At 37.1% G+C, this 17,093-nt stretch carries 21 protein-coding genes; 4 read left to right on the forward strand and 17 right to left on the reverse strand.

Going from position 1 to position 17,093, the window contains the following annotated elements; all coding sequences use genetic code 11:
* The 14 genes from tnpC to mvaD all read right to left on the reverse strand — a co-directional run.
* On the reverse strand, nt 1-1,248 hold a 1,248-nt coding region (gene tnpC / locus BUA71_RS09545), incomplete at its 3' end, for an IS66 family transposase (protein ID WP_072879118.1).
* A gap of 74 nt (nt 1,249-1,322) precedes the next feature.
* On the reverse strand, nt 1,323-1,664 hold the full coding sequence (gene tnpB / locus BUA71_RS09550) for an IS66 family insertion sequence element accessory protein TnpB (RefSeq protein WP_072879120.1): 342 nt from the start codon (nt 1,662-1,664) through the stop codon (nt 1,323-1,325).
* Nucleotides 1,664-1,942: an IS66 family insertion sequence element accessory protein TnpA gene (gene tnpA, locus BUA71_RS09555; RefSeq protein WP_072879121.1), complete on the reverse strand. Its 279-nt coding sequence runs from the start codon at nt 1,940-1,942 to the stop codon at nt 1,664-1,666. The genes tnpB and tnpA overlap by 1 nt, the downstream gene beginning before the upstream one ends.
* 136 nt (nt 1,943-2,078) lie before the next feature.
* Nucleotides 2,079-2,795: a hypothetical protein gene (locus BUA71_RS09560; protein WP_072879123.1), complete on the reverse strand. Its 717-nt coding sequence runs from the start codon at nt 2,793-2,795 to the stop codon at nt 2,079-2,081.
* Between the two features lie 174 nt (nt 2,796-2,969).
* Nucleotides 2,970-3,752 carry a pentapeptide repeat-containing protein gene (locus BUA71_RS09565; protein WP_072879125.1) on the reverse strand — a complete coding sequence of 261 codons (783 nt, stop codon included), beginning with the start codon at nt 3,750-3,752 and terminating at the stop codon, nt 2,970-2,972.
* Between the two features lie 145 nt (nt 3,753-3,897).
* Nucleotides 3,898-4,338 (reverse strand): hypothetical protein, encoded by a 441-nt coding sequence (locus BUA71_RS09570; RefSeq protein WP_072879127.1) that lies wholly within the window; start codon nt 4,336-4,338, stop codon nt 3,898-3,900.
* A gap of 57 nt (nt 4,339-4,395) precedes the next feature.
* Nucleotides 4,396-4,692 carry a hypothetical protein gene (locus BUA71_RS09575; protein ID WP_139277083.1) on the reverse strand — a complete coding sequence of 99 codons (297 nt, stop codon included), beginning with the start codon at nt 4,690-4,692 and terminating at the stop codon, nt 4,396-4,398.
* A 294-nt stretch (nt 4,693-4,986) separates the two neighbouring features.
* Nucleotides 4,987-5,343 (reverse strand): helix-turn-helix domain-containing protein, encoded by a 357-nt coding sequence (locus BUA71_RS09580; protein ID WP_072879131.1) that lies wholly within the window; start codon nt 5,341-5,343, stop codon nt 4,987-4,989.
* Nucleotides 5,344-5,345: 2 nt separating this feature from the next.
* On the reverse strand, nt 5,346-5,639 hold the full coding sequence (locus BUA71_RS09585; protein WP_072879572.1) for a type II toxin-antitoxin system HigB family toxin: 294 nt from the start codon (nt 5,637-5,639) through the stop codon (nt 5,346-5,348).
* 158 nt (nt 5,640-5,797) lie between these two features.
* On the reverse strand, nt 5,798-6,274 hold the full coding sequence (locus tag BUA71_RS09590) for a nucleoside deaminase (protein ID WP_072879133.1): 477 nt from the start codon (nt 6,272-6,274) through the stop codon (nt 5,798-5,800).
* 22 nt (nt 6,275-6,296) lie between these two features.
* Nucleotides 6,297-7,202 carry a geranylgeranylglycerol-phosphate geranylgeranyltransferase gene (locus tag BUA71_RS09595; RefSeq protein WP_072879135.1) on the reverse strand — a complete coding sequence of 302 codons (906 nt, stop codon included), beginning with the start codon at nt 7,200-7,202 and terminating at the stop codon, nt 6,297-6,299.
* A gap of 11 nt (nt 7,203-7,213) precedes the next feature.
* Nucleotides 7,214-8,152: a mevalonate kinase family protein gene (locus BUA71_RS09600; RefSeq protein WP_072879137.1), complete on the reverse strand. Its 939-nt coding sequence runs from the start codon at nt 8,150-8,152 to the stop codon at nt 7,214-7,216.
* Nucleotides 8,153-8,785: 633 nt separating this feature from the next.
* Nucleotides 8,786-8,995, reverse strand: a complete 210-nt coding sequence (locus tag BUA71_RS09605; protein ID WP_072879139.1) for a hypothetical protein — start codon at nt 8,993-8,995, stop codon at nt 8,786-8,788.
* Nucleotides 8,996-9,045: 50 nt separating this feature from the next.
* A complete protein-coding gene (gene mvaD / locus BUA71_RS09610; protein ID WP_072879141.1) occupies nt 9,046-10,140 on the reverse strand; it encodes a diphosphomevalonate decarboxylase in 1,095 nt (364 codons plus the stop codon).
* A 558-nt stretch (nt 10,141-10,698) separates the two neighbouring features.
* Here mvaD and BUA71_RS09615 point away from each other — a divergent pair.
* The gene (locus BUA71_RS09615; protein ID WP_072879144.1) at nt 10,699-11,175 is read left to right on the forward strand and encodes a TspO/MBR family protein; all 477 of its coding nucleotides are present in this window, start codon (nt 10,699-10,701) and stop codon (nt 11,173-11,175) included.
* A gap of 26 nt (nt 11,176-11,201) precedes the next feature.
* Here BUA71_RS09615 and BUA71_RS09620 read toward each other — a convergent pair whose 3' ends face one another.
* Nucleotides 11,202-12,419, reverse strand: a complete 1,218-nt coding sequence (locus BUA71_RS09620) for a BaiN/RdsA family NAD(P)/FAD-dependent oxidoreductase (protein ID WP_072879146.1) — start codon at nt 12,417-12,419, stop codon at nt 11,202-11,204.
* A 142-nt stretch (nt 12,420-12,561) separates the two neighbouring features.
* Nucleotides 12,562-13,251 (reverse strand): glycerophosphodiester phosphodiesterase, encoded by a 690-nt coding sequence (locus BUA71_RS09625; RefSeq protein WP_072879574.1) that lies wholly within the window; start codon nt 13,249-13,251, stop codon nt 12,562-12,564.
* Between the two features lie 152 nt (nt 13,252-13,403).
* On the opposite strand from BUA71_RS09625, the gene BUA71_RS09630 reads away from it, so the two are divergent.
* The 3 genes from BUA71_RS09630 to BUA71_RS09640 all read left to right on the forward strand — a co-directional run bounded on the left by BUA71_RS09630 (nt 13,404) and on the right by BUA71_RS09640 (nt 15,438).
* Complete coding sequence (locus BUA71_RS09630; RefSeq protein ID WP_072879148.1) at nt 13,404-13,925, forward strand: DUF421 domain-containing protein; 522 nt, start codon at nt 13,404-13,406, stop codon at nt 13,923-13,925.
* A 327-nt stretch (nt 13,926-14,252) separates the two neighbouring features.
* The gene (locus tag BUA71_RS09635; RefSeq protein ID WP_072879150.1) at nt 14,253-14,876 is read left to right on the forward strand and encodes an FMN-binding negative transcriptional regulator; all 624 of its coding nucleotides are present in this window, start codon (nt 14,253-14,255) and stop codon (nt 14,874-14,876) included.
* Nucleotides 14,860-15,438: a DUF1989 domain-containing protein gene (locus tag BUA71_RS09640; protein WP_072879152.1), complete on the forward strand. Its 579-nt coding sequence runs from the start codon at nt 14,860-14,862 to the stop codon at nt 15,436-15,438. Before BUA71_RS09635 ends, BUA71_RS09640 begins: the two co-directional genes overlap by 17 nt.
* Before the next feature lie 416 nt (nt 15,439-15,854).
* Here BUA71_RS09640 and clpX read toward each other — a convergent pair whose 3' ends face one another.
* Nucleotides 15,855-17,087 carry an ATP-dependent Clp protease ATP-binding subunit ClpX gene (gene clpX, locus BUA71_RS09645; RefSeq protein WP_072879154.1) on the reverse strand — a complete coding sequence of 411 codons (1,233 nt, stop codon included), beginning with the start codon at nt 17,085-17,087 and terminating at the stop codon, nt 15,855-15,857.
* Nucleotides 17,088-17,093: the final 6 nt, after the last annotated feature.

The raw sequence follows: 17,093 nt of genomic DNA on the forward strand, positions 1-17,093 counted from the left end.
ATACCGGAAGGCTTTTCCGATTGGACTCTTGGGAAGGATTAGCTGATGCTTCATCTGAGCAAACATCCATTTCCCAAATTCATTGATAACGGGTAAGGCTTTTTCCAGTCGCAGGGATTTACGCTGTTCCGGATTTAAGTTATCCTCTCGTGCCTGGGCCTCCACCGCATAGAGTTTCTGGATGAAGGTCAAAGCTGTTTCAGCTCGTTCTTTGTCATTGTCTTTTGCTTTGTCAAATTCCCTTCGGGCATGAGCCCAGCAGTTTAGGTGGGTAACCCCTTCAAGTTTTCCGATTTTATCATACACGGCATAGCCATCACTTTGAAGGTAGCCCTTAAAATTAGACAATACATGATCGGCAGCCTCTCGGCTACGCCCGGGCTGGTAATCAAAGAGTACGCTGCCATCCATTGGGCAATGATGTACCCAATAATAGCCTTGATGTGTTTTTCCTTTTTTAGCAGGATCCATTACCTTTATGGGAGTTTCATCGCTTTGCAGATAGCCTTTGGAGCGAATATCCTCCAGCAAGTGCTGATAAAGAATATCGATGATTTTAAGGCTCTGCCGCGTCCAACCTTCTAAAGTGGAAGATGCTATGGGAATGTCTGCTCTTTTGAAGCGTTGGAGTTGCCGGTACAGCGGAAGGTGATCCTGGTATTTATCGACCAAAATAGAAGCCAATATCCCGGCTCCAGGAACGCCCTTTTCGATTACCCGCTCGGGAAGTTCCCCGATGATCACCCCTTCTTTACTTTTGGGAGCATACTTATAGCGGATGTAGCGTTTGATATAGTATTTGGCAGGCTCGTATTCCAGCTCATCGGTCACTTCTTTGCCAATACACACCATATCGGTAATATCCTCTTGGGGATAGATCTCGATCTCTTCTACCTCAAGATGTTCTGGAAGAGGCATTCTTCCTTTGTGGGTCGAGGTTTTCTTGCGGCGCTGGTAAGTGAGCTTTTCCTTTAGCTCGGCTTCTTGTTGTTCCGCCTTTTCTGGTTCCATTTCAAAAGGAAGGCTCATCTGGTTCTTATCTCCCTCGAAGCGTTCTCTCTTTTGACCAAATGCCAGGCGTTTGTAGTATGCTATCTGAAATTTCAGATCAGCAATTTTATGCTGTGCTTTTTTAACTTCTTGTTCCTTTTTAGAAACACTTTTTTCAGCTTTTCCCCTCTTTTTTGTCTCCTTCTTCAGGAGTGCCAAAAGCTGGTCTTTAGTAAGGTTTTCTAAGGGTTCTTGCATAGGGTAAAGATACAAAAACCCTTGTTTTAAACCTACTGTAAACCCTTGTTTTTACCGGGGTTTTCATCACTTTTTTACCTTGGATACCTCAGTTTCTGATGGGCCTTTTTTACCTGTAGTCCTTCTACCATAAGCACCAGTTGTGACCAGGTTATATCTGGATTATTTTCTTTAAAAACCGGCGGGGTGAAACTGCCTTGTTCCAGGCGTTTGTAATACAATACAAAACCCCCGGCTTCCCAGTGCAAGAGCTTAAGATGAGTACGGTTACGGTTCAAAAATATAAAAACATCCCCACTAGTGGGTTCCCTGCCCATCTCGTTGTTTACCAGTCCGCTCAAGCCATTAAAGGATTTTCGCATATCACAGGCCTTTCGATAAAAGTAATAGGTATGGAACGAGCTTAATGCAAACATTAATAAAGCCTGATAAGTTTACTAATTAATTCAAGCTGGGAGTCCTCCAGTCTTAACCTGATCCCATTGGGATAAATGAGTTCCAGACTTCCAGTTTCGACTTTAGGACTGATGCTTATAAAGCCACTAGTTTCTGGTAATTCTTTCAAGGCTTTCTTTTTCTTCCAGTAATAGAAAGTTGAGGGAACAACACCATTCGTTTCACAGAAGGCCTTTGCGTTTAAGGCACTATTTTTAAATTCATCGATCAAGGTAAACATTTCTTGTTCTTTACTCATTGTAGTTATTTTTGAGCAAAGCTATATCCAGGATTGCACTCTAGCAATACGTGCTTGGTGGGGTGGATACACTAAAAGCCCCATGGGTTTTTCGAATTTTTAAAAGGACTTTCGAATGATATCCATTCGGTAGTTGCTAATTTTTCCCATCGATATTCATGGGAGTAAACCGAACTTTATAATCTCCATCTTTACTAAAAGTAAAACCACCTGAACACATGCCGTGTCCTACTTGTAATTTTTCTTTCCAAGTTTTAATAATATATATTGTGGAAGTTTTAGTTTTTTCATCGTAAACTTCTGTTCTGTACCAAATTTCTAAATCGGATGAATTTTGAGGTTGGAATACGGCGTATGCTGCTGGTCCACAACCATAATATTGAACATCAGTCTTTTCAAATTTTAAACTCAAATCATCACTTAATTCTTCTGTATTGTTATCTGTTACTTTCCAAGCTACAGGTTCATGTTCTTTTGTTTCACGATTATATCTTGTCAGTTCATTATAATTTTCCTTGTTCGTTAGATGAGTGAATTTTAAAAAATACTTTTTATTAAGTTCTAATTTTTCTGCAGGTTTAAAAGTAGCTTGAGTTAAACTCATTTGTCCGATTAATATTTCTTTTAATATCAAATCTATTTTCTCTCCATCTTCACTTTGTAAATAAGCTTCTCTATCATTTTTAAAAGAGTTAATCACTTTTTGACTAAATGAATATCCCTCTATTATAAAAATAGAATTCTGGCTAATAGCACTATGTTCTGGATAATAAGTAAATCCACTCATAGCACATTCAGCACTTGATTGATGTATAGTAAATAATAGGAATAAAAGTAGAATTGTATTTTTCATAGTTCTAAACTTTTTGCAATTGAATTTCTCTCTAGCAATATTATAGCTAACGGTTACGATTATCGCCAATTGGCGGAGTAAGGGACGCGGATTTGTCGGCTTAGTATTTTGTTGTTGGTCAAGATAATTATTTTCTTTCTAACGCTGCGGCTTATTGGCGATGAACCGTTGCTGTCAGCTGGTTTTTTTTAGAACTATCCAATATTCTCCTATTTCATCTACCTCAAAAACACCTCGATCAATATAAAATCTTTCTTTTAGCTTTTCAATTCCTTTGACTTCATTAATTTCTAAAGTTTCTAACCAATTTTGATCATAAACTTTTACGCCTTCTAAGTCTGCAAAGCTCATATCTGCACAATTGAAATCCGTTGCGCAAATTTTTGCTTTATTTAATTTAACTCGTCTTAGATTAGCAAAACTAAAATCGGATTTTGTTATTGTGGTTTCAGATAAATTTGCATTTTCAAATCTAGCATTATAAGCAATTGTATCTACAAAAAATGCTTCCCTCAATCTGCAATCATAAAATTTACAATTTTCAAGATTACTTCTGGAAAAACTTGCATTTTCTAAATTAGAAAATGAAAAATTACTATTTCTAAAGTTGTATTCATTTAGTTTAGCATCCTGCAAGAAACATTGATGTAGGCTGAATTCGTTTACCCCTAAATCGTAAAGTCTTCTTATAAATGATACAATTTTAAAGGATGAATTAATTGTATTGAGTCCTCGATAATCTTCTATCGATTCTTTCAAATTTTCAATTCTTTCCTTTTTGTTACTGAAATTTTCATAAACACCATATATGATACCTAAGACTAATAAATCAAACAAAAGGCCATGAAATTCAACTAGAATATCGTGATAACTAAATTGTGAGTCGTAAAAATCAAGTACAATTGTAATGATTAAGATTATTATAAATATTACAATTATGACTTTAATGTTTTTCATACGAATTTTGGATAAAACTTGCACACAACGGCTCGGCTATGGCAAGTAGGGCAAGTGGTAAGCGATTACCTTTCCCCCAAGCACTTAGCAAACACGCCCAAGCCGGTGAATTCAGCACTTACCGCCCTATTTGCTGTAGCCATTGTTATGTGCTGGCTTTTCTGTCGGGTTGAACTCCATAATCGTCTAATGCAATATGCGGTAAATTCCCCAGCTTATACTTTTTAGATTTTATTTGCTCAATTACATCCTCTTTTTTAATTCCGAAATAGTTGGAAATGTAGTGAAAATGAGGTTTTCCATTTTGCCAATTTTCTTTTCCTCCAATACTGTTGTAAGTGATGAAGAAACAATGCCATCCTCCGTCTTTTTCTAAGATTTTTGCAACCTTAGCGCTCCGCTGTTCTAACGCTTGTTTAAGTTGTCCATCAGTCAATTCCGTTTTTCCAAACTTTTCAATTTCTCCATCTTCGTTCAGCATATAGGCAAAGGGTAATTTCTCTTTGTCTATGGCACTTGTTTGGAAATTTGATGAGTATTGACTCAACAAAAATCCATTGTCCCCAGCCTTTAATAGAAAACCCATTAAAATATCAGGATTAAAGACCAAACCTTTTAATAGTTTTTGCTGTTTCCTTTTCCTTTAGGCTTTTAGTAAATCCAATAATTGTTGTGGAATTTCAATTTTTCGGAAGTCATTGATAAATTCTCGACAATCTTTTGCTGTAGCAAATAAAATTCGTTTTCCTTTTTCCGTTGGTTTTTTCTTGCCCTTTGCCTCTTCTGGGACTTGAAGCATCATTCTTTGCACAAAACACGCATCATAATAATGTTGGTCAGGAATAACATTTTCAAAATCTTCTCCTCCAAAAGATATTATTTTTTCTCCTGTCTTTTTATTGATGATTTCCCTTATTCGCATATTATTTTCAGCTTGCACATAACGTGTTTGTATATGGTTTGTTGCGTGGTTAAGCAACTAAGTTAACAAATAAAAACCGAATAGAAAATCCGCGAGGAATTTCGTAAGTAGGCTAGAACCAATTAAAAACAAAGTAGGCAATCTCTTCCTAAAAACACTAAAGGCAAACAGATCAATCCCCATAGTCGCTAATCGCCGGACAATCGGTTTAGTCAATCCCGCACGTGCGGGACATTCATGTTAGGCTCCCGAAAAATCGGGACAGGTAGTACTGGCCACACGAATTAGTTATTGGTAACTGGCTTTTTTCAATTAATAATCCTGAATTAAAACTTCTGTAGGAATATGTAGAGTAGTGTTGAGTTTTCTAATCATATCTAGAGTCAGTTTTCTTTTTTTATTCAAAATTTCGCTAACTCTACTTTTAAATCCAACAACTTCTGCTAAATCCTTTTGTTTCATTCCCATTTGTTCCATTCGGAATTTAATTGCTTCGATTGGGTCAGGCATTCCGATTGGGAATTGTTCTTCTTCATATCTATCAATCAAAATTGACAGGATTTCCAATTCGTCTCCATCTTCCGTTCCTTTTTTTGCATCAAAAATTTCCTCAAGTCTGTTGAGTGCGTTTTGATAGTCTTTTTCATTTCTAATTGGTAATATTTTCATAATTAGATATTATTTGCGTCAATTTTATCATATTCAGCGTGAGTTCCGATAAACCTTATCCAGCATATTCCGTATTCAAAATTAAATTTTACAATCAAACGATAATTATTACCTTTTATATTGTAAACAATTCGATTATTTTTTAAAATACTAGCACTCGGATATTCACTTTTTAATTCGTTAATATTTTTCCATTCAGATTTTTCAGTTTCTTTATACCACGATTTTAATTGTTCTTCACAATCAGCGTGTTTTTCCCAAAAATCTCGTAAAGTTCGTTTTGCGATTACTCTCACATTATAATTGTTTGACGCAAATATAATAAAAAAAGTTACCAATTTGGTAATTGCTTGGGTTTTTTAGCTTGTTGCCAACGTGTTATACGAGGATAAAATCACCCTATTTCTCACAATATTTCCGGGGTAACGCGAAGTTTTCTACCTTTTTATCGGCATCAATAATCAATTCTATTTTCTTTACGATCCCATTTTTCAAAAACCGGCAGTCCCTCTTCCCGCATCATATTTACGAAGGGAATTTTACGTTCATCCATGTCTAAAGCAATTTCATCGTACACAAATTGATCGTCGAAGCCTATTTTTGCCGCATCCCGTCGGTTAAGGGCATAAAAGACCTGTTTAGGCCGTGCCCAGTAGATGGCGCCCAAACACATGGGACAGGGCTCGCAAGAGGTATATAAAATACAGTCCTTTAATTGAAAATCCTGCAGTTTTTCACAGGCTTTACGAATAGCCACGACCTCGGCGTGTGCGGTAGGATCTTTATGAGAAGTTACCTTGTTGTTGGCTTCAGCAATAATTTCCCCATCTTTAACGACTACCGCTCCAAAAGGACCGCCCTCGCCTTTGTCCATTCCTTCTTCGGCCAGTTCTATGGCTCTTTTCAGAAAATAATTATGATCTTTTTTCATAGTTGTTTTAATAATATTATAGTTAAAAAACCCGGTTAAGGACTTCGTCTAAATCAATAAGTAAAATGCTAAATACCCCTGCTACAATGATGAGCTTTAAAATATTGTGCAACACCAAATACTGCCATTTCGCCTTACTAAAATAAAGGAACAACACAAAAAACAGCAGCAAAACCAGGGAGGCATAGAAGTAATAATCCATCGCGCCTATATCAAAACGCGTAATTAAAAGCACTGTGGGTACTATGGCCAGCAGGCTTAAGACGCTTAAAAAGAACTTACTTAGTCTTTCGCCGTAAACAATAGGTATGGTTTGGTAGTTCTGCGCCAAATCGCCCTGCATATTTTCCAGGTCTTTTACCAGTTCGCGCATGACGATCATTAAATAAAGAAAAGTAGCGTGGGTAAAAATCACGGTTTCAAAGTTCTTGTAATACACAAAAACCACGAAAAAAGGCGTAATGGTAAGGATGGAAGCCACCAGGTTGCCCAAAAATAAGATGCGTTTTAAGCGATGGGAATACAGCCATATAGCAAATATATACACCGAAAAGAATAAAACCGCTCTAAAGGAAACATAACTGGCAAAGAAGATCGCCAGTAAATTAAGTATAAAATACACCGAAAGCTTAGTCCGCTGACTCACAAAACGGTCCAGCATTGTTTTTTTGGGCCTGTTGATAAGGTCTTTCTCACTGTCGTAAAAGTTATTAATAATATACCCGGAAGCAATCACCGTGGCCGAAGAAAGGATAAGGAAAAACAAATTATCATCAAACAGTACTTCTCTTAAAGGTAAGTCTCGCGCCATGATAAAAGCCGCTGTAAGATACTGCGCGATGATAAGCACCAAAATGTTATAGCCCCTTACTGCCGAAAATAAACTAAGCATTTTAAGCAATAAGCGCTTATTAGCAGTAGATGCCATTGTAGCAGGATTTAGAAGTTGTAAACCACTTCTAAGTTATAATCTTTAAGCGATTTTCTGGCCTTTTGAATATCTTCCGTAAAGCCTAAAATATAGCCACCACCACCGGAACCACAAAGTTTTAGGTAATAATCGTTGGTTTCTATGCCCTGTTTCCAAAGTTGGTGGAATTTCGCAGGAATCATTGGTTTAAAATTATCGAAGACAACGTGTGAAAGTCGTTTTACGTTAGAAAACAAAGACTTTACATCTCCCTTTAGAAAATCATCTACACAGGCATCGGTATGTTTTACGAATTGATCTTTCATGATTTTCCTAAAACCTTCCTGCTTCATACTTTCCATAAAGATATTCACCATGGGACCGGTTTCGCCGGTGCTTCCGCTGTCCAGTAAAAATACAGCGCCCTGACCGTTTTCGGTTTGGGAAGGAATCCCGGCCGGTTCAATATTATCTTTAGAATTTATCAAAATAGGAATACTCAGATAACTGTTAAGCGGATCTAAACCGGAAGATTTTCCGTGGAAAAAGGATTCCATTTCCCCAAAAATCTTTTTCAGCTTTAGCAGTTTATCGCGGGTGAGGTTCTCTAAAACCGTTATTTTATCTGTAGCGTATTTATCGTAAATGGCCGCTACCAATGCGCCACTACTCCCCACGCCGTAACCCTGCGGAATAGTAGAATCGAAATACATGCCTTTAGCGACATCTTTCTTTAAAGAAGCCAGGTCGAATTGCACCAATTGGGGATTATTTTGCTGAAGTTCATTCAAATAATCGGCAAACCTGCCTAAACTTTGGTTCGAAGCTATAGCCGCAGCAGAAGGATCTTCATCTACTTTTAGCGCGCCATTGTAGAAATTATAAGGTATGGATAAACCTTTGGAATCTTTAATGATTCCATATTCCCCGAATAGCAGGATTTTTGAGTAAAATAAAGGTCCTTTCATATTGTTTTCGTGTTTTTTATGGGGCTACCCGGCATCTAAAAGACTAGAAAAGTCAGTCTATTTATTTCCAAACAAGTAGCAGCTTTTATTTAAAGTTACAAGCAATATTCTAGCCAAACCCACAATCTATAAAACTTCACCCATTTTATTAAGAAAAAGATTCCATTAATTTAAACAATACATTTGATTTTCTCAAAAAAATCTTTTTCCTTAAAAAACTATTCGGCAAAGTTAAGAAATCTAATCCACTTTTCACTTCCCCGTGTTATTTCTCGATTAAATATGTTTGGAAAGATATGCTATACGCAAAGAGCCTTAGGAATTAGTATTCATTGAGACTTTTTATTTCTTTTGAATAATTATTTAAAATAGTAGTCACTAAATAATGATTATGTCTTTTCTCAAAAAAACACATACCAAGTAGTGCGCTGGCTGGTCTTATAAAACATATAATAATTACCTAAATTCTTTATTTCCTTAGGTGTAATTTTATGTGGAAAGCTATTTATTTCTGTAATTATGTAATCAACAAGCTTAGCTACATAATTTTGAGCATTTCGTAAGTAAAATAACCTTCCGAAAAAAGGGTGTACACCAAATCGTCGAAATACGCTAAGGTTCCTCTCGTAAAGATTACTTTTTCCACGGATAAGAATTTATTCTTTTTCGCATCTCTGCTTTAAACTCCTTACCGGTATATCCATTCTCCCATTCTTTGTCAAAATCGAACCCACTTTCTTTTTCTACATCTTCATTTATAGCTTCCACCTGGGCTAAAACCTCGCGATCTTCAACATCGCTTAACCATCTTAAAAGTTCGAGCTTTTTTATTTCCATCTCCATAGCTAACAATTTTAAAACATAGAAAAATACGAATAAAATCTTATTTAAGTTTATTTTGAAAGGTTTAATTCTACGGCACCTGTACCTACACGGTCACAGATGTACTGCTCTTTTTCGCAATATATAATCAGTTTATTTTTAATAAAATCTAAAACTTTTTTAGCGTCTTTTTTGGGATAAAGCACGTGCACGTTAGCTCCTGCATCTAAAGTAAAACAAACCGGGGTTTTGGTAAGCTCCCTATATGCCCATATTTTATTGATAATCTCAAGCGTATTTGGTTTCATTAAAATAAAATAAGGCTTACTGCTCATCATCATCGTATGCAAACTAAGCGCCTCACTTTCTACAATCTCCATAAAATCCTGAAGGTTCCCTGAAGCAAGAACTGTTTTCAACTGGTCTAAATTCTCGTGAGCCTGGGCAAACCTGGCTTGAGCATAAGGATGACCGTGCATTAAATTATGGCCTACGCTACTACTCACCTGCTTTTGCCCCTTGTCCACCAGCAAAATAGTATCCTGAAAAGATTTAAAAACCTCGGCTACCTCTTCCTCATATTTTATTCCGTAGCAATCATTACTTCCAGACAAACTCTTATGTTTTCCCCATTCAATAAGCGGCCCTTCAATACTGCGGCAGGCGCTTCCCGAGCCTAAACGTGCCAAAAAGGATGCTTTTCTATTAAAAAATTCAGGATTCATTTCTGGATTTAATTTTTGTTCCAGGCTCATTACGCATAAAGCCAGGGCGCTCATCCCGCTGGCAGAAGAGGCGATTCCACTGCTGTGTGGAAAAGAGTTTTCCGTGGAAATTTTAAAAGTGTAATCTTTTAAAAACGGTGAATACTTCGCAATGCGCTCAAAAAACTGCTGAATTTTAGGTTTAAAACTGTCCTTTTGTTTTCCTTCAAAATAAAGATCGAACTCAAAATTATCGCTTTTGGTGGTTTTCTTCTGAAACTCTAAAAGAGTAGTTGTTTTACAATTATTAAGGGTATAACTCAAGGACGGATTTGCCGGAATTTGATTTTCTTTCTTTCCCCAATATTTTATAAGTGCGATATTACTGGGCGATTCCCAGCCTACCCGGCCGCTATCGATTTTTGTTGAATATTCTCCCGGGATAAAATCCTGTTCCTGCATTTGGTAGCTATTAAAAACGTTCAAAGTTAGAAGACACTCGTTCGCGAATCTTCCCTTTAACGTGTATTTATTTAATAATTTTCACCTACAAAGATAAGTGTTACCCGCAAACCTGATCATTTCAAACTTCTATATTTTGAATTCTGAAATTCGATAATAGACAAAAAACACTAAGATTATATTCTAACCTAATACTTTTCTGTCTTTGCGGCAAAAATGGCCTAAGCTTTTTCAAAACCCAAATTTTAAAAAAACTCATTGATGTCCGATAAAAATGTAACTAACTAGCGTATTCTCTTTTATAGCCAAGTCTAAAAACGACCTCATAATTGCCCTCTTTGCTATTTGAAACCCTCGAAAAAAAGAGTTAACTGAAGAATATTAATTATGAAAAAACAGGATGTTCAGTTAGTTAGAATTGAGTCTTTTCTCTTTTTTCCTGCAGCAAAGCGATCTTGTTTCTTTACCGGACAATAGTGAAAAAAATATAAATTAACCGATAAAAACCTAATGGCAGAACCAAAATAAATTTTTACTTTAGTGTTCAAACCAACCAAAATGACCAGAAAACTGCTATTTCAAAGCTCGGCAGCCATTGGCATTTGTCTGTTTTTCGGATTTTTAGGCGCCATTGCGACCCAAACCGGAATTGATGGCTGGTACCCGCAATTAAACAAACCCTGGTTTCATCCGCCAACCTGGATCTTTGGTCCGGTTTGGATAGGGATGTATATTTTAATGGGCGTAGCGGCGGGAATCGTTTGGAATAAGGGTTTTTATCATAAATGGGTAAAAACCGCGCTCTATCACTTCGGGTTTCAGCTTTTATTAAACGGCTCCTGGTCCTTGCTATTCTTCGGGATGCAACAACCTCTTTTGGCCTTATTGAATATCATTGCCCTTTTTATATTGGTCTTGTTAACCATAAAATGGTTTAAAGTGGTAAGCTTAACAGCCACCTACCTTCTAATCCCCTATGCCGTTTGGGTTCTTTTTGCCCTGGTACTTAATTTTGAAATTTGGCGATTAAATTAGTCGGTAGCGCACTTTCCAAACAACTTTTAATCCTTCGCAATATGTTGTGCCGCTAAATATGCGCCGGTCCAGGCATTTTGAAAATTAAAGCCTCCGGTAATTGCATCTATATTTAAAACCTCTCCCGCCAAAAACAGGTTTTTATAAAGTTTGCTTTCAAAAGTTTTAAAATCAATTTCCTTTAGATCTACTCCCCCCGCGGTCACAAACTCTTCTTTAAATGTACTTTTTCCGTTTACCTGAAAAATGCCGGCGGTAAGTTCTTTAGCCAAAGCTTGCAACTGCTTTTTATTTAAATTAGCCCAGGTTGTATCGCGTTCAATTCCTACTGACTGTGCCAGGTTTCTCCACAACCTTTTCGGTAAACCGAATTGCGCATTTTTTAAAACCTGCTGTTTCGCAAGTGCTATTTTCAATTCCTTTAAACGCTCTAAAATTTCTTCGGAAGTAGTTTCCGGAAGCCAATTTACCAGTAATTCAAATTTATAATCCAAAGTTTCCAGGGCTCTGGCACCCCAGGCAGAAAGTTTTAAAATTCCGGGACCACTCATTCCCCAATGTGTGATTAACAAAGGTCCTGTACTTGCCAGGTTTATATTTTTTGCTGAAATTTTAACAGCAGCTTCTGTAGCAATACCGGGAATATCTTTAATACGTTCGTCTGTAATATTGAAGGTGAAAAGTGAGGGTACAGGTTCAATAATACTATGACCTAATTTTTTAAGTAATTTCCATATTTTAGGATTACTACCGGCAGCAAGCATAATTTTTTCCGCAGAAAAATCGGTGTTCTTCGTTTTTATATGCCAAATATTATCTTGCTGCTGAAAGCTTTGTACCGCTTCTCCTTTAAAAACTTTAATTTTTAAACGTTCTACTTCCTGAAGAAAACAATTGATAATACTTTGAGAGTCATCTGAAACCGGGAAAATACGCCCATCATCCTCAATTTTAAGCTCCACACCTCTTTTTTGAAACCACTCCATCGTATCTCCCGTCATAAAACTGTGAAAAGGTCCCAGCAGTTCTTTTTCACCCCGCGGATAATTCAAGCTAAGTTCTTTCGGGATAAATTGGGCGTGGGTCACATTACACCTTCCGCCTCCCGAAATCTTCACTTTGGTAAGCACCTCTTTCCCACGTTCTAAAATGGCAATTTTTAAGTGAGGATTAATTTCCGCAGCATTAATTGCAGTGAAAAATCCGGCGGCGCCTCCGCCAATTATAATGATATCGAAATTCATGCGGTTTTCTGTTGTGAGTTCTCAGTTATCGGTTGTGAGGTTGTGGGTTGTGGGTTGTGGTTCGCTGCGATGTCCAGTTCTTTAACTTGTCTTATTTCTTGTTTCTTTTTTCTTTTTTCTCGTCTCTTGTTTCCTGTCTCCTCTAAAATAGTCTATCGGGGAAATCGGAAATTATTCCATCCACGCCAAACTCCAGCATTCTTTGAATATCTCTGGGTTCGTTTACTGTCCAAACATTTACCTTAAATCCTGCGGCCTGTGATTTCTTTACATTTTCCCTTGTAATAATTCCCAAAGAAGGATGTATGGCCGAGGCATTTAGCAGTTTGCCAAGTTCAATAGCTTCAGGGACACTGGCTTTACTCAGCACCCCTAACGGCACTTTATCTTCTAGCTTTCGCATTTGAAACAATTCGTTTTTCTGAAAACTGGAAATGATAAATTCGTCATATTTCCAATCATTTTCTATAATATGATTTTTAATAATTTCAGCCGTAGCTTTTGCGGTATTTAAACCTTTCAGCTCAATATTCACGCTACATTTACCGACGATTAACCCCAGGACCTCGGTAAGTAATGGGATCTTATAAGCATTTTCTACTTTTAGTGCCTTTAATTCAGCAAAAGTTTTATTCGCAACTTCTCCGCTGCCATTTGTGGTACGATCTAAGGTAAAATCGTGGAACACAACAATTTCTCCCGTTTTACAGCGATGCACATCAATTTCTATCGCATCCACACCAAATTCTAAAGCCTTCTGAATACTCTCCAGGGTATTTTCGGCCAAATATCCTTTTGCACCGCGATGTCCTATCTTTAAAATACTGCCCATTGCGCAAATGTATAGAAATTGAATGAAAACCAACATTGGCCGTAACGCCTGGAAATACCTTTCGAATTTTAAATAAGATTTATCCAGACTTTAACACCTACTTATTAAACTAAGTCTTTATTTTTAGAAAACTAAGCAAATATTGGAATATTATGGAAAAATGGTTTGAAGCATCTGCAACTTCCCTTATCGCTATCGCGGTTTCGGCAATAGGAATTTATATAGCAATTATTCTTTTTACCCGGCTGGCTGGGAAACGAAGTTTTTCTAAAATGTCAAGTTTCGACTTTGCCATGACCATAGCAATAGGTTCTATAATTGCCTCCAGCATTTTATCATCATCGGTAAGTTTGTTGCAAGGGGTTTTCGGTTTGGCGGTAGTCTATCTTTTGCAAAGCTGTGTTGCTTTTTTAAGGCGTTATAATTGGTTTCAGGAAGGGGTAGATAATTCTCCTTTACTTTTAATGGATGGACAAAATATACTTTATGAAAATCTAAGGAAAGCGCGCGTCACAGAAAGTGATTTACGCTCTAAACTAAGAGAAGCCAATGTTATTGAACTATCTGAAGTTAGAGCGGTGATCTTTGAAGCTACCGGGGATATTTCTGTGTTACACAGCGCAAATGATGATAAAAACTTAGAGTCCTGGCTACTTAAAGATGTGCAAGATTAATTTACATTAAAAAGAGCAGAAGTCTGGTAACCGATAAATCCTAACTTCCTCAATTAAAGGCTGTGTTAATCTTTTTCCATTTTAAACTAATTTATTCTTAATCTCTATTGGTAAAAAGTCTTAAGCGCTTAGCTTTAGGCTAAAGTGAAAAGTTATAATACTGGAGATACTTCGACAAGTCCAGTATAGACGCTTCGAGAGGCTTAGCATTAACACGTTAACGAGCGCAAGATATGATTGTCGAATTTTTTGTGATTAAGTACAACAAGAGCTTCGACAGGCTAGCTTGACGTGTATCAGGCTCAGCCTGACTTAAAAAATTAGAACATGTATCAACCTGAAAAATACAAAAAAGAAGATAGGGAGTTTATTTATAATTTTATACAGGAGCATCCTTTTGCGACTTTTGTAACTAAAGGAGCGCAACTTCTGGCGACTCATATTCCTGTTTTAGTAGAAGGTACACCAGAGGATTTCATCCTCTACTCCCATATTGCCAATCATAATGAACAATTTGATTTTTTAAAAGATGATTCTGAAGCTTTACTTATTTTTCAGGGGCCTCATGATTATATTTCCTCCTCCTGGTATGAACATAAAGATATTAGCACCTGGGATTATTCAGCGGTTCATGTGAATGCAAAAATAAGCCTTCAATCACGGGAAGAGTTAGAAACTTCACTTCAAAAATTGGTAAAACATTTTGAAAAGCAACAGGAAAACCCTTTGTATTATAAGGATATTCCAAAACAAATGAGGAAAGACCACCTACCTTTAATCACGGGTTTTTGGGCAGCACCAACCCGCATTCAGGCTATTGCAAAATTGCATCAGGGGTATAGCGAAAAGGATATAAATTCGATTACCAAACATTTGGAAAATCAAGAAAATAATATAAATTCCGCGTTAAGCGAAAACATTAAAAAAGAGCATAATGCACGAAATAAATAAACAATCTGGAACGGCTTTTAAAATAAAAAAAGGTCAGAAATTAAAGGTAGTAGACCCCGAAGGAGAACAGGTTAGCGATATGGTTTTATTTAATGCAAAAGACCGCCGGGAGAAATTATCTTCAGGAAAAACAATGGATTTTGAAGAATCTATTTTACTCACAACCAAGAACTTTTTATGGAGTAACCGCAGTCAAAAAATGCTGGAAATCCTGGAAGATACTAATGGGCGTAATGATTTTTTACTGGCACCCTGCAGTCCTGAAACTTTTGAAATCATGTATAATTATGACGGCTACCACCCCAGCTGCTTCGAAAACCTATACACGAGTTTAGAGCCTTTCAACATTCAACCCGATGATATTCCCAATGCGTTCAATATTTTTATGAACGTGCAATTTGATGAAAAAGGGAAATTAAGTGTAGATCCGCCTCTTAGTAAAGCCGGAGATTATGTACTTTTTGAAGCTAAAATGGATTTGATTATTGGCTTAACTGCCTGCTCTGCCGAAGACAGTAATAATGGTACTTTTAAGCCTATTCATTATGAGGTTTTAGACTAATAATTTAAGTAGTAAAGGCCTTCGACGGGCTCAGGCTGACGCATAGGTTTACCAGGAAAAATTTAGCTTTAAATTCGAGTAATTCTTTTCCGAATATTTTAACCCGCATAATTCATGTGATTAATGAAAAGTACTTCTTTCTGCGGGTTAACCCCGACTTAGTTGCACCCATTTTTGAGTATCAAAAATGTTGGTAAAACTTAGTCGCAGTATAGCATAGAGGTTCTTCTTGTGCATATTTCGGGTTAATTTGCAGAAATTTGGGTTATTAGTGTTATATTAATCAACAACCTCAACCCAGGGATACGAGGTATGCTTCCGAAAAAAATCTTTTATTTCGAGGCGAAAAATTTCAGCAATAAAAAAGCCCTTCTTTTTCAAAAAGGGCTTTTTTGTGTTATCTAAAACCAGCTTTTTTATGAAACTGCTTTTAGTTTATTCATAGTAGATTTATTCAATTTTTCTTCCGCATATTCGCGGTTTACGCTTAGCTTGCTCTTACCGCTTTCGGGCAATTCAAACATCGCATCGGTTAGCATGGCTTCACATAAAGATCTAAGTCCGCGGGCTCCTAACTTGTATTCTACCGCTTTTTCCACGATATAATCTAAGGCACCATCGCTCATCTCAAACTCAATATCGTCCATCTCAAACAACTTTTTATATTGTTTTACAATGGCATTTTTTGGTTCTGTAAGAATAGAACGAAGTGTTTTTTGATCCAGCGGATTCATATAAGTAAGCGCCGGTAACCTCCCTATAATTTCAGGAATAAGTCCGTAGTCTTTTAAATCCTTCGGAATAATATATTTTAAAAGATTAGTTCTTTCAATATTATCCTCACTTTTAGAAGCGCTAAATCCAACAGCCTGCATATTTAGACGCTTGCTAATATTGCGCTCAATACCATCAAAAGCCCCGCCGGCAATAAACAGAATGTTTTCGGTATCTACCTCAACAAACTTTTGGTCTGGGTGCTTACGTCCTCCTTTTGGCGGAACGTTTACTGTTGTGCCTTCTAAAAGTTTCAATAAAGCCTGCTGCACACCCTCTCCAGATACATCACGGGTAATGGATGGATTATCGCTCTTACGGGCAATTTTATCAATTTCATCAATAAAAACGATCCCACGTTGTGCTTTCTCCACATTATAATCTGCCGCCTGTAATAAACGGGTTAAAATACCTTCTACATCTTCCCCCACATAACCGGCTTCTGTTAGCACCGTAGCATCTACAATAGCCAGTGGTACATTAAGCATTTTCGCAATAGTCTTTGCAATAAGGGTTTTCCCGGTTCCGGTTTCCCCTACCATCACAATATTGGATTTCTGAATTTCTACATCATCGTCGCTCGCCGGTTGTAATAATCTTTTGTAGTGGTTATAAACCGCTACAGACATTACTTTTTTGGTGTTTTCCTGCCCAATAACATATTGATCTAAAAACTCCTTGATCACTTTGGGCTTGCTCAACATAAGATCTGCCGATAATTCTTTGGCGTCCCCCTGTTTAAGTTCTTCCAAAACAATCCCATGAGCCTGCTCTATACATTTGTCACATATATGCGCATCCAATCCGGCAATAAGTAAACTGGTTTCGGGTTTCTTCCTTCCACAAAACGAACATTCTAATTCTTCTTTCGCCATTTCATC

This window comes from Salegentibacter echinorum, assembly GCF_900129445.1.
Lineage (GTDB): Bacteria > Bacteroidota > Bacteroidia > Flavobacteriales > Flavobacteriaceae > Salegentibacter > Salegentibacter echinorum.

Excerpts from the sequence above, each read along its gene's own strand:
- tnpB (WP_072879120.1), bottom strand. The coding sequence starts at position 1,664 with ATGTTTGCATTAAGCTCGTTCCATACCTATTACTTTTATCGAAAGGCC.
- tnpA (WP_072879121.1), bottom strand. The coding sequence starts at position 1,942 with ATGAGTAAAGAACAAGAAATGTTTACCTTGATCGATGAATTTAAAAAT.
- BUA71_RS09560 (WP_072879123.1), bottom strand. The coding sequence starts at position 2,795 with ATGAAAAATACAATTCTACTTTTATTCCTATTATTTACTATACATCAA.
- BUA71_RS09565 (WP_072879125.1), bottom strand. The coding sequence starts at position 3,752 with ATGAAAAACATTAAAGTCATAATTGTAATATTTATAATAATCTTAATC.
- BUA71_RS09570 (WP_072879127.1), bottom strand. The coding sequence starts at position 4,338 with ATGGGTTTTCTATTAAAGGCTGGGGACAATGGATTTTTGTTGAGTCAA.
- BUA71_RS09580 (WP_072879131.1), bottom strand. The coding sequence starts at position 5,343 with ATGAAAATATTACCAATTAGAAATGAAAAAGACTATCAAAACGCACTC.
- BUA71_RS09590 (WP_072879133.1), bottom strand. The coding sequence starts at position 6,274 with ATGAAAAAAGATCATAATTATTTTCTGAAAAGAGCCATAGAACTGGCC.
- BUA71_RS09595 (WP_072879135.1), bottom strand. The coding sequence starts at position 7,202 with ATGGCATCTACTGCTAATAAGCGCTTATTGCTTAAAATGCTTAGTTTA.
- BUA71_RS09600 (WP_072879137.1), bottom strand. The coding sequence starts at position 8,152 with ATGAAAGGACCTTTATTTTACTCAAAAATCCTGCTATTCGGGGAATAT.
- BUA71_RS09605 (WP_072879139.1), bottom strand. The coding sequence starts at position 8,995 with ATGGAGATGGAAATAAAAAAGCTCGAACTTTTAAGATGGTTAAGCGAT.
- mvaD (WP_072879141.1), bottom strand. The coding sequence starts at position 10,140 with ATGCAGGAACAGGATTTTATCCCGGGAGAATATTCAACAAAAATCGAT.
- BUA71_RS09615 (WP_072879144.1), top strand. The coding sequence starts at position 10,699 with ATGACCAGAAAACTGCTATTTCAAAGCTCGGCAGCCATTGGCATTTGT.
- BUA71_RS09620 (WP_072879146.1), bottom strand. The coding sequence starts at position 12,419 with ATGAATTTCGATATCATTATAATTGGCGGAGGCGCCGCCGGATTTTTC.
- BUA71_RS09625 (WP_072879574.1), bottom strand. The coding sequence starts at position 13,251 with ATGGGCAGTATTTTAAAGATAGGACATCGCGGTGCAAAAGGATATTTG.
- BUA71_RS09630 (WP_072879148.1), top strand. The coding sequence starts at position 13,404 with ATGGAAAAATGGTTTGAAGCATCTGCAACTTCCCTTATCGCTATCGCG.
- BUA71_RS09635 (WP_072879150.1), top strand. The coding sequence starts at position 14,253 with ATGTATCAACCTGAAAAATACAAAAAAGAAGATAGGGAGTTTATTTAT.
- BUA71_RS09640 (WP_072879152.1), top strand. The coding sequence starts at position 14,860 with ATGCACGAAATAAATAAACAATCTGGAACGGCTTTTAAAATAAAAAAA.
- clpX (WP_072879154.1), bottom strand. The coding sequence starts at position 17,087 with ATGGCGAAAGAAGAATTAGAATGTTCGTTTTGTGGAAGGAAGAAACCC.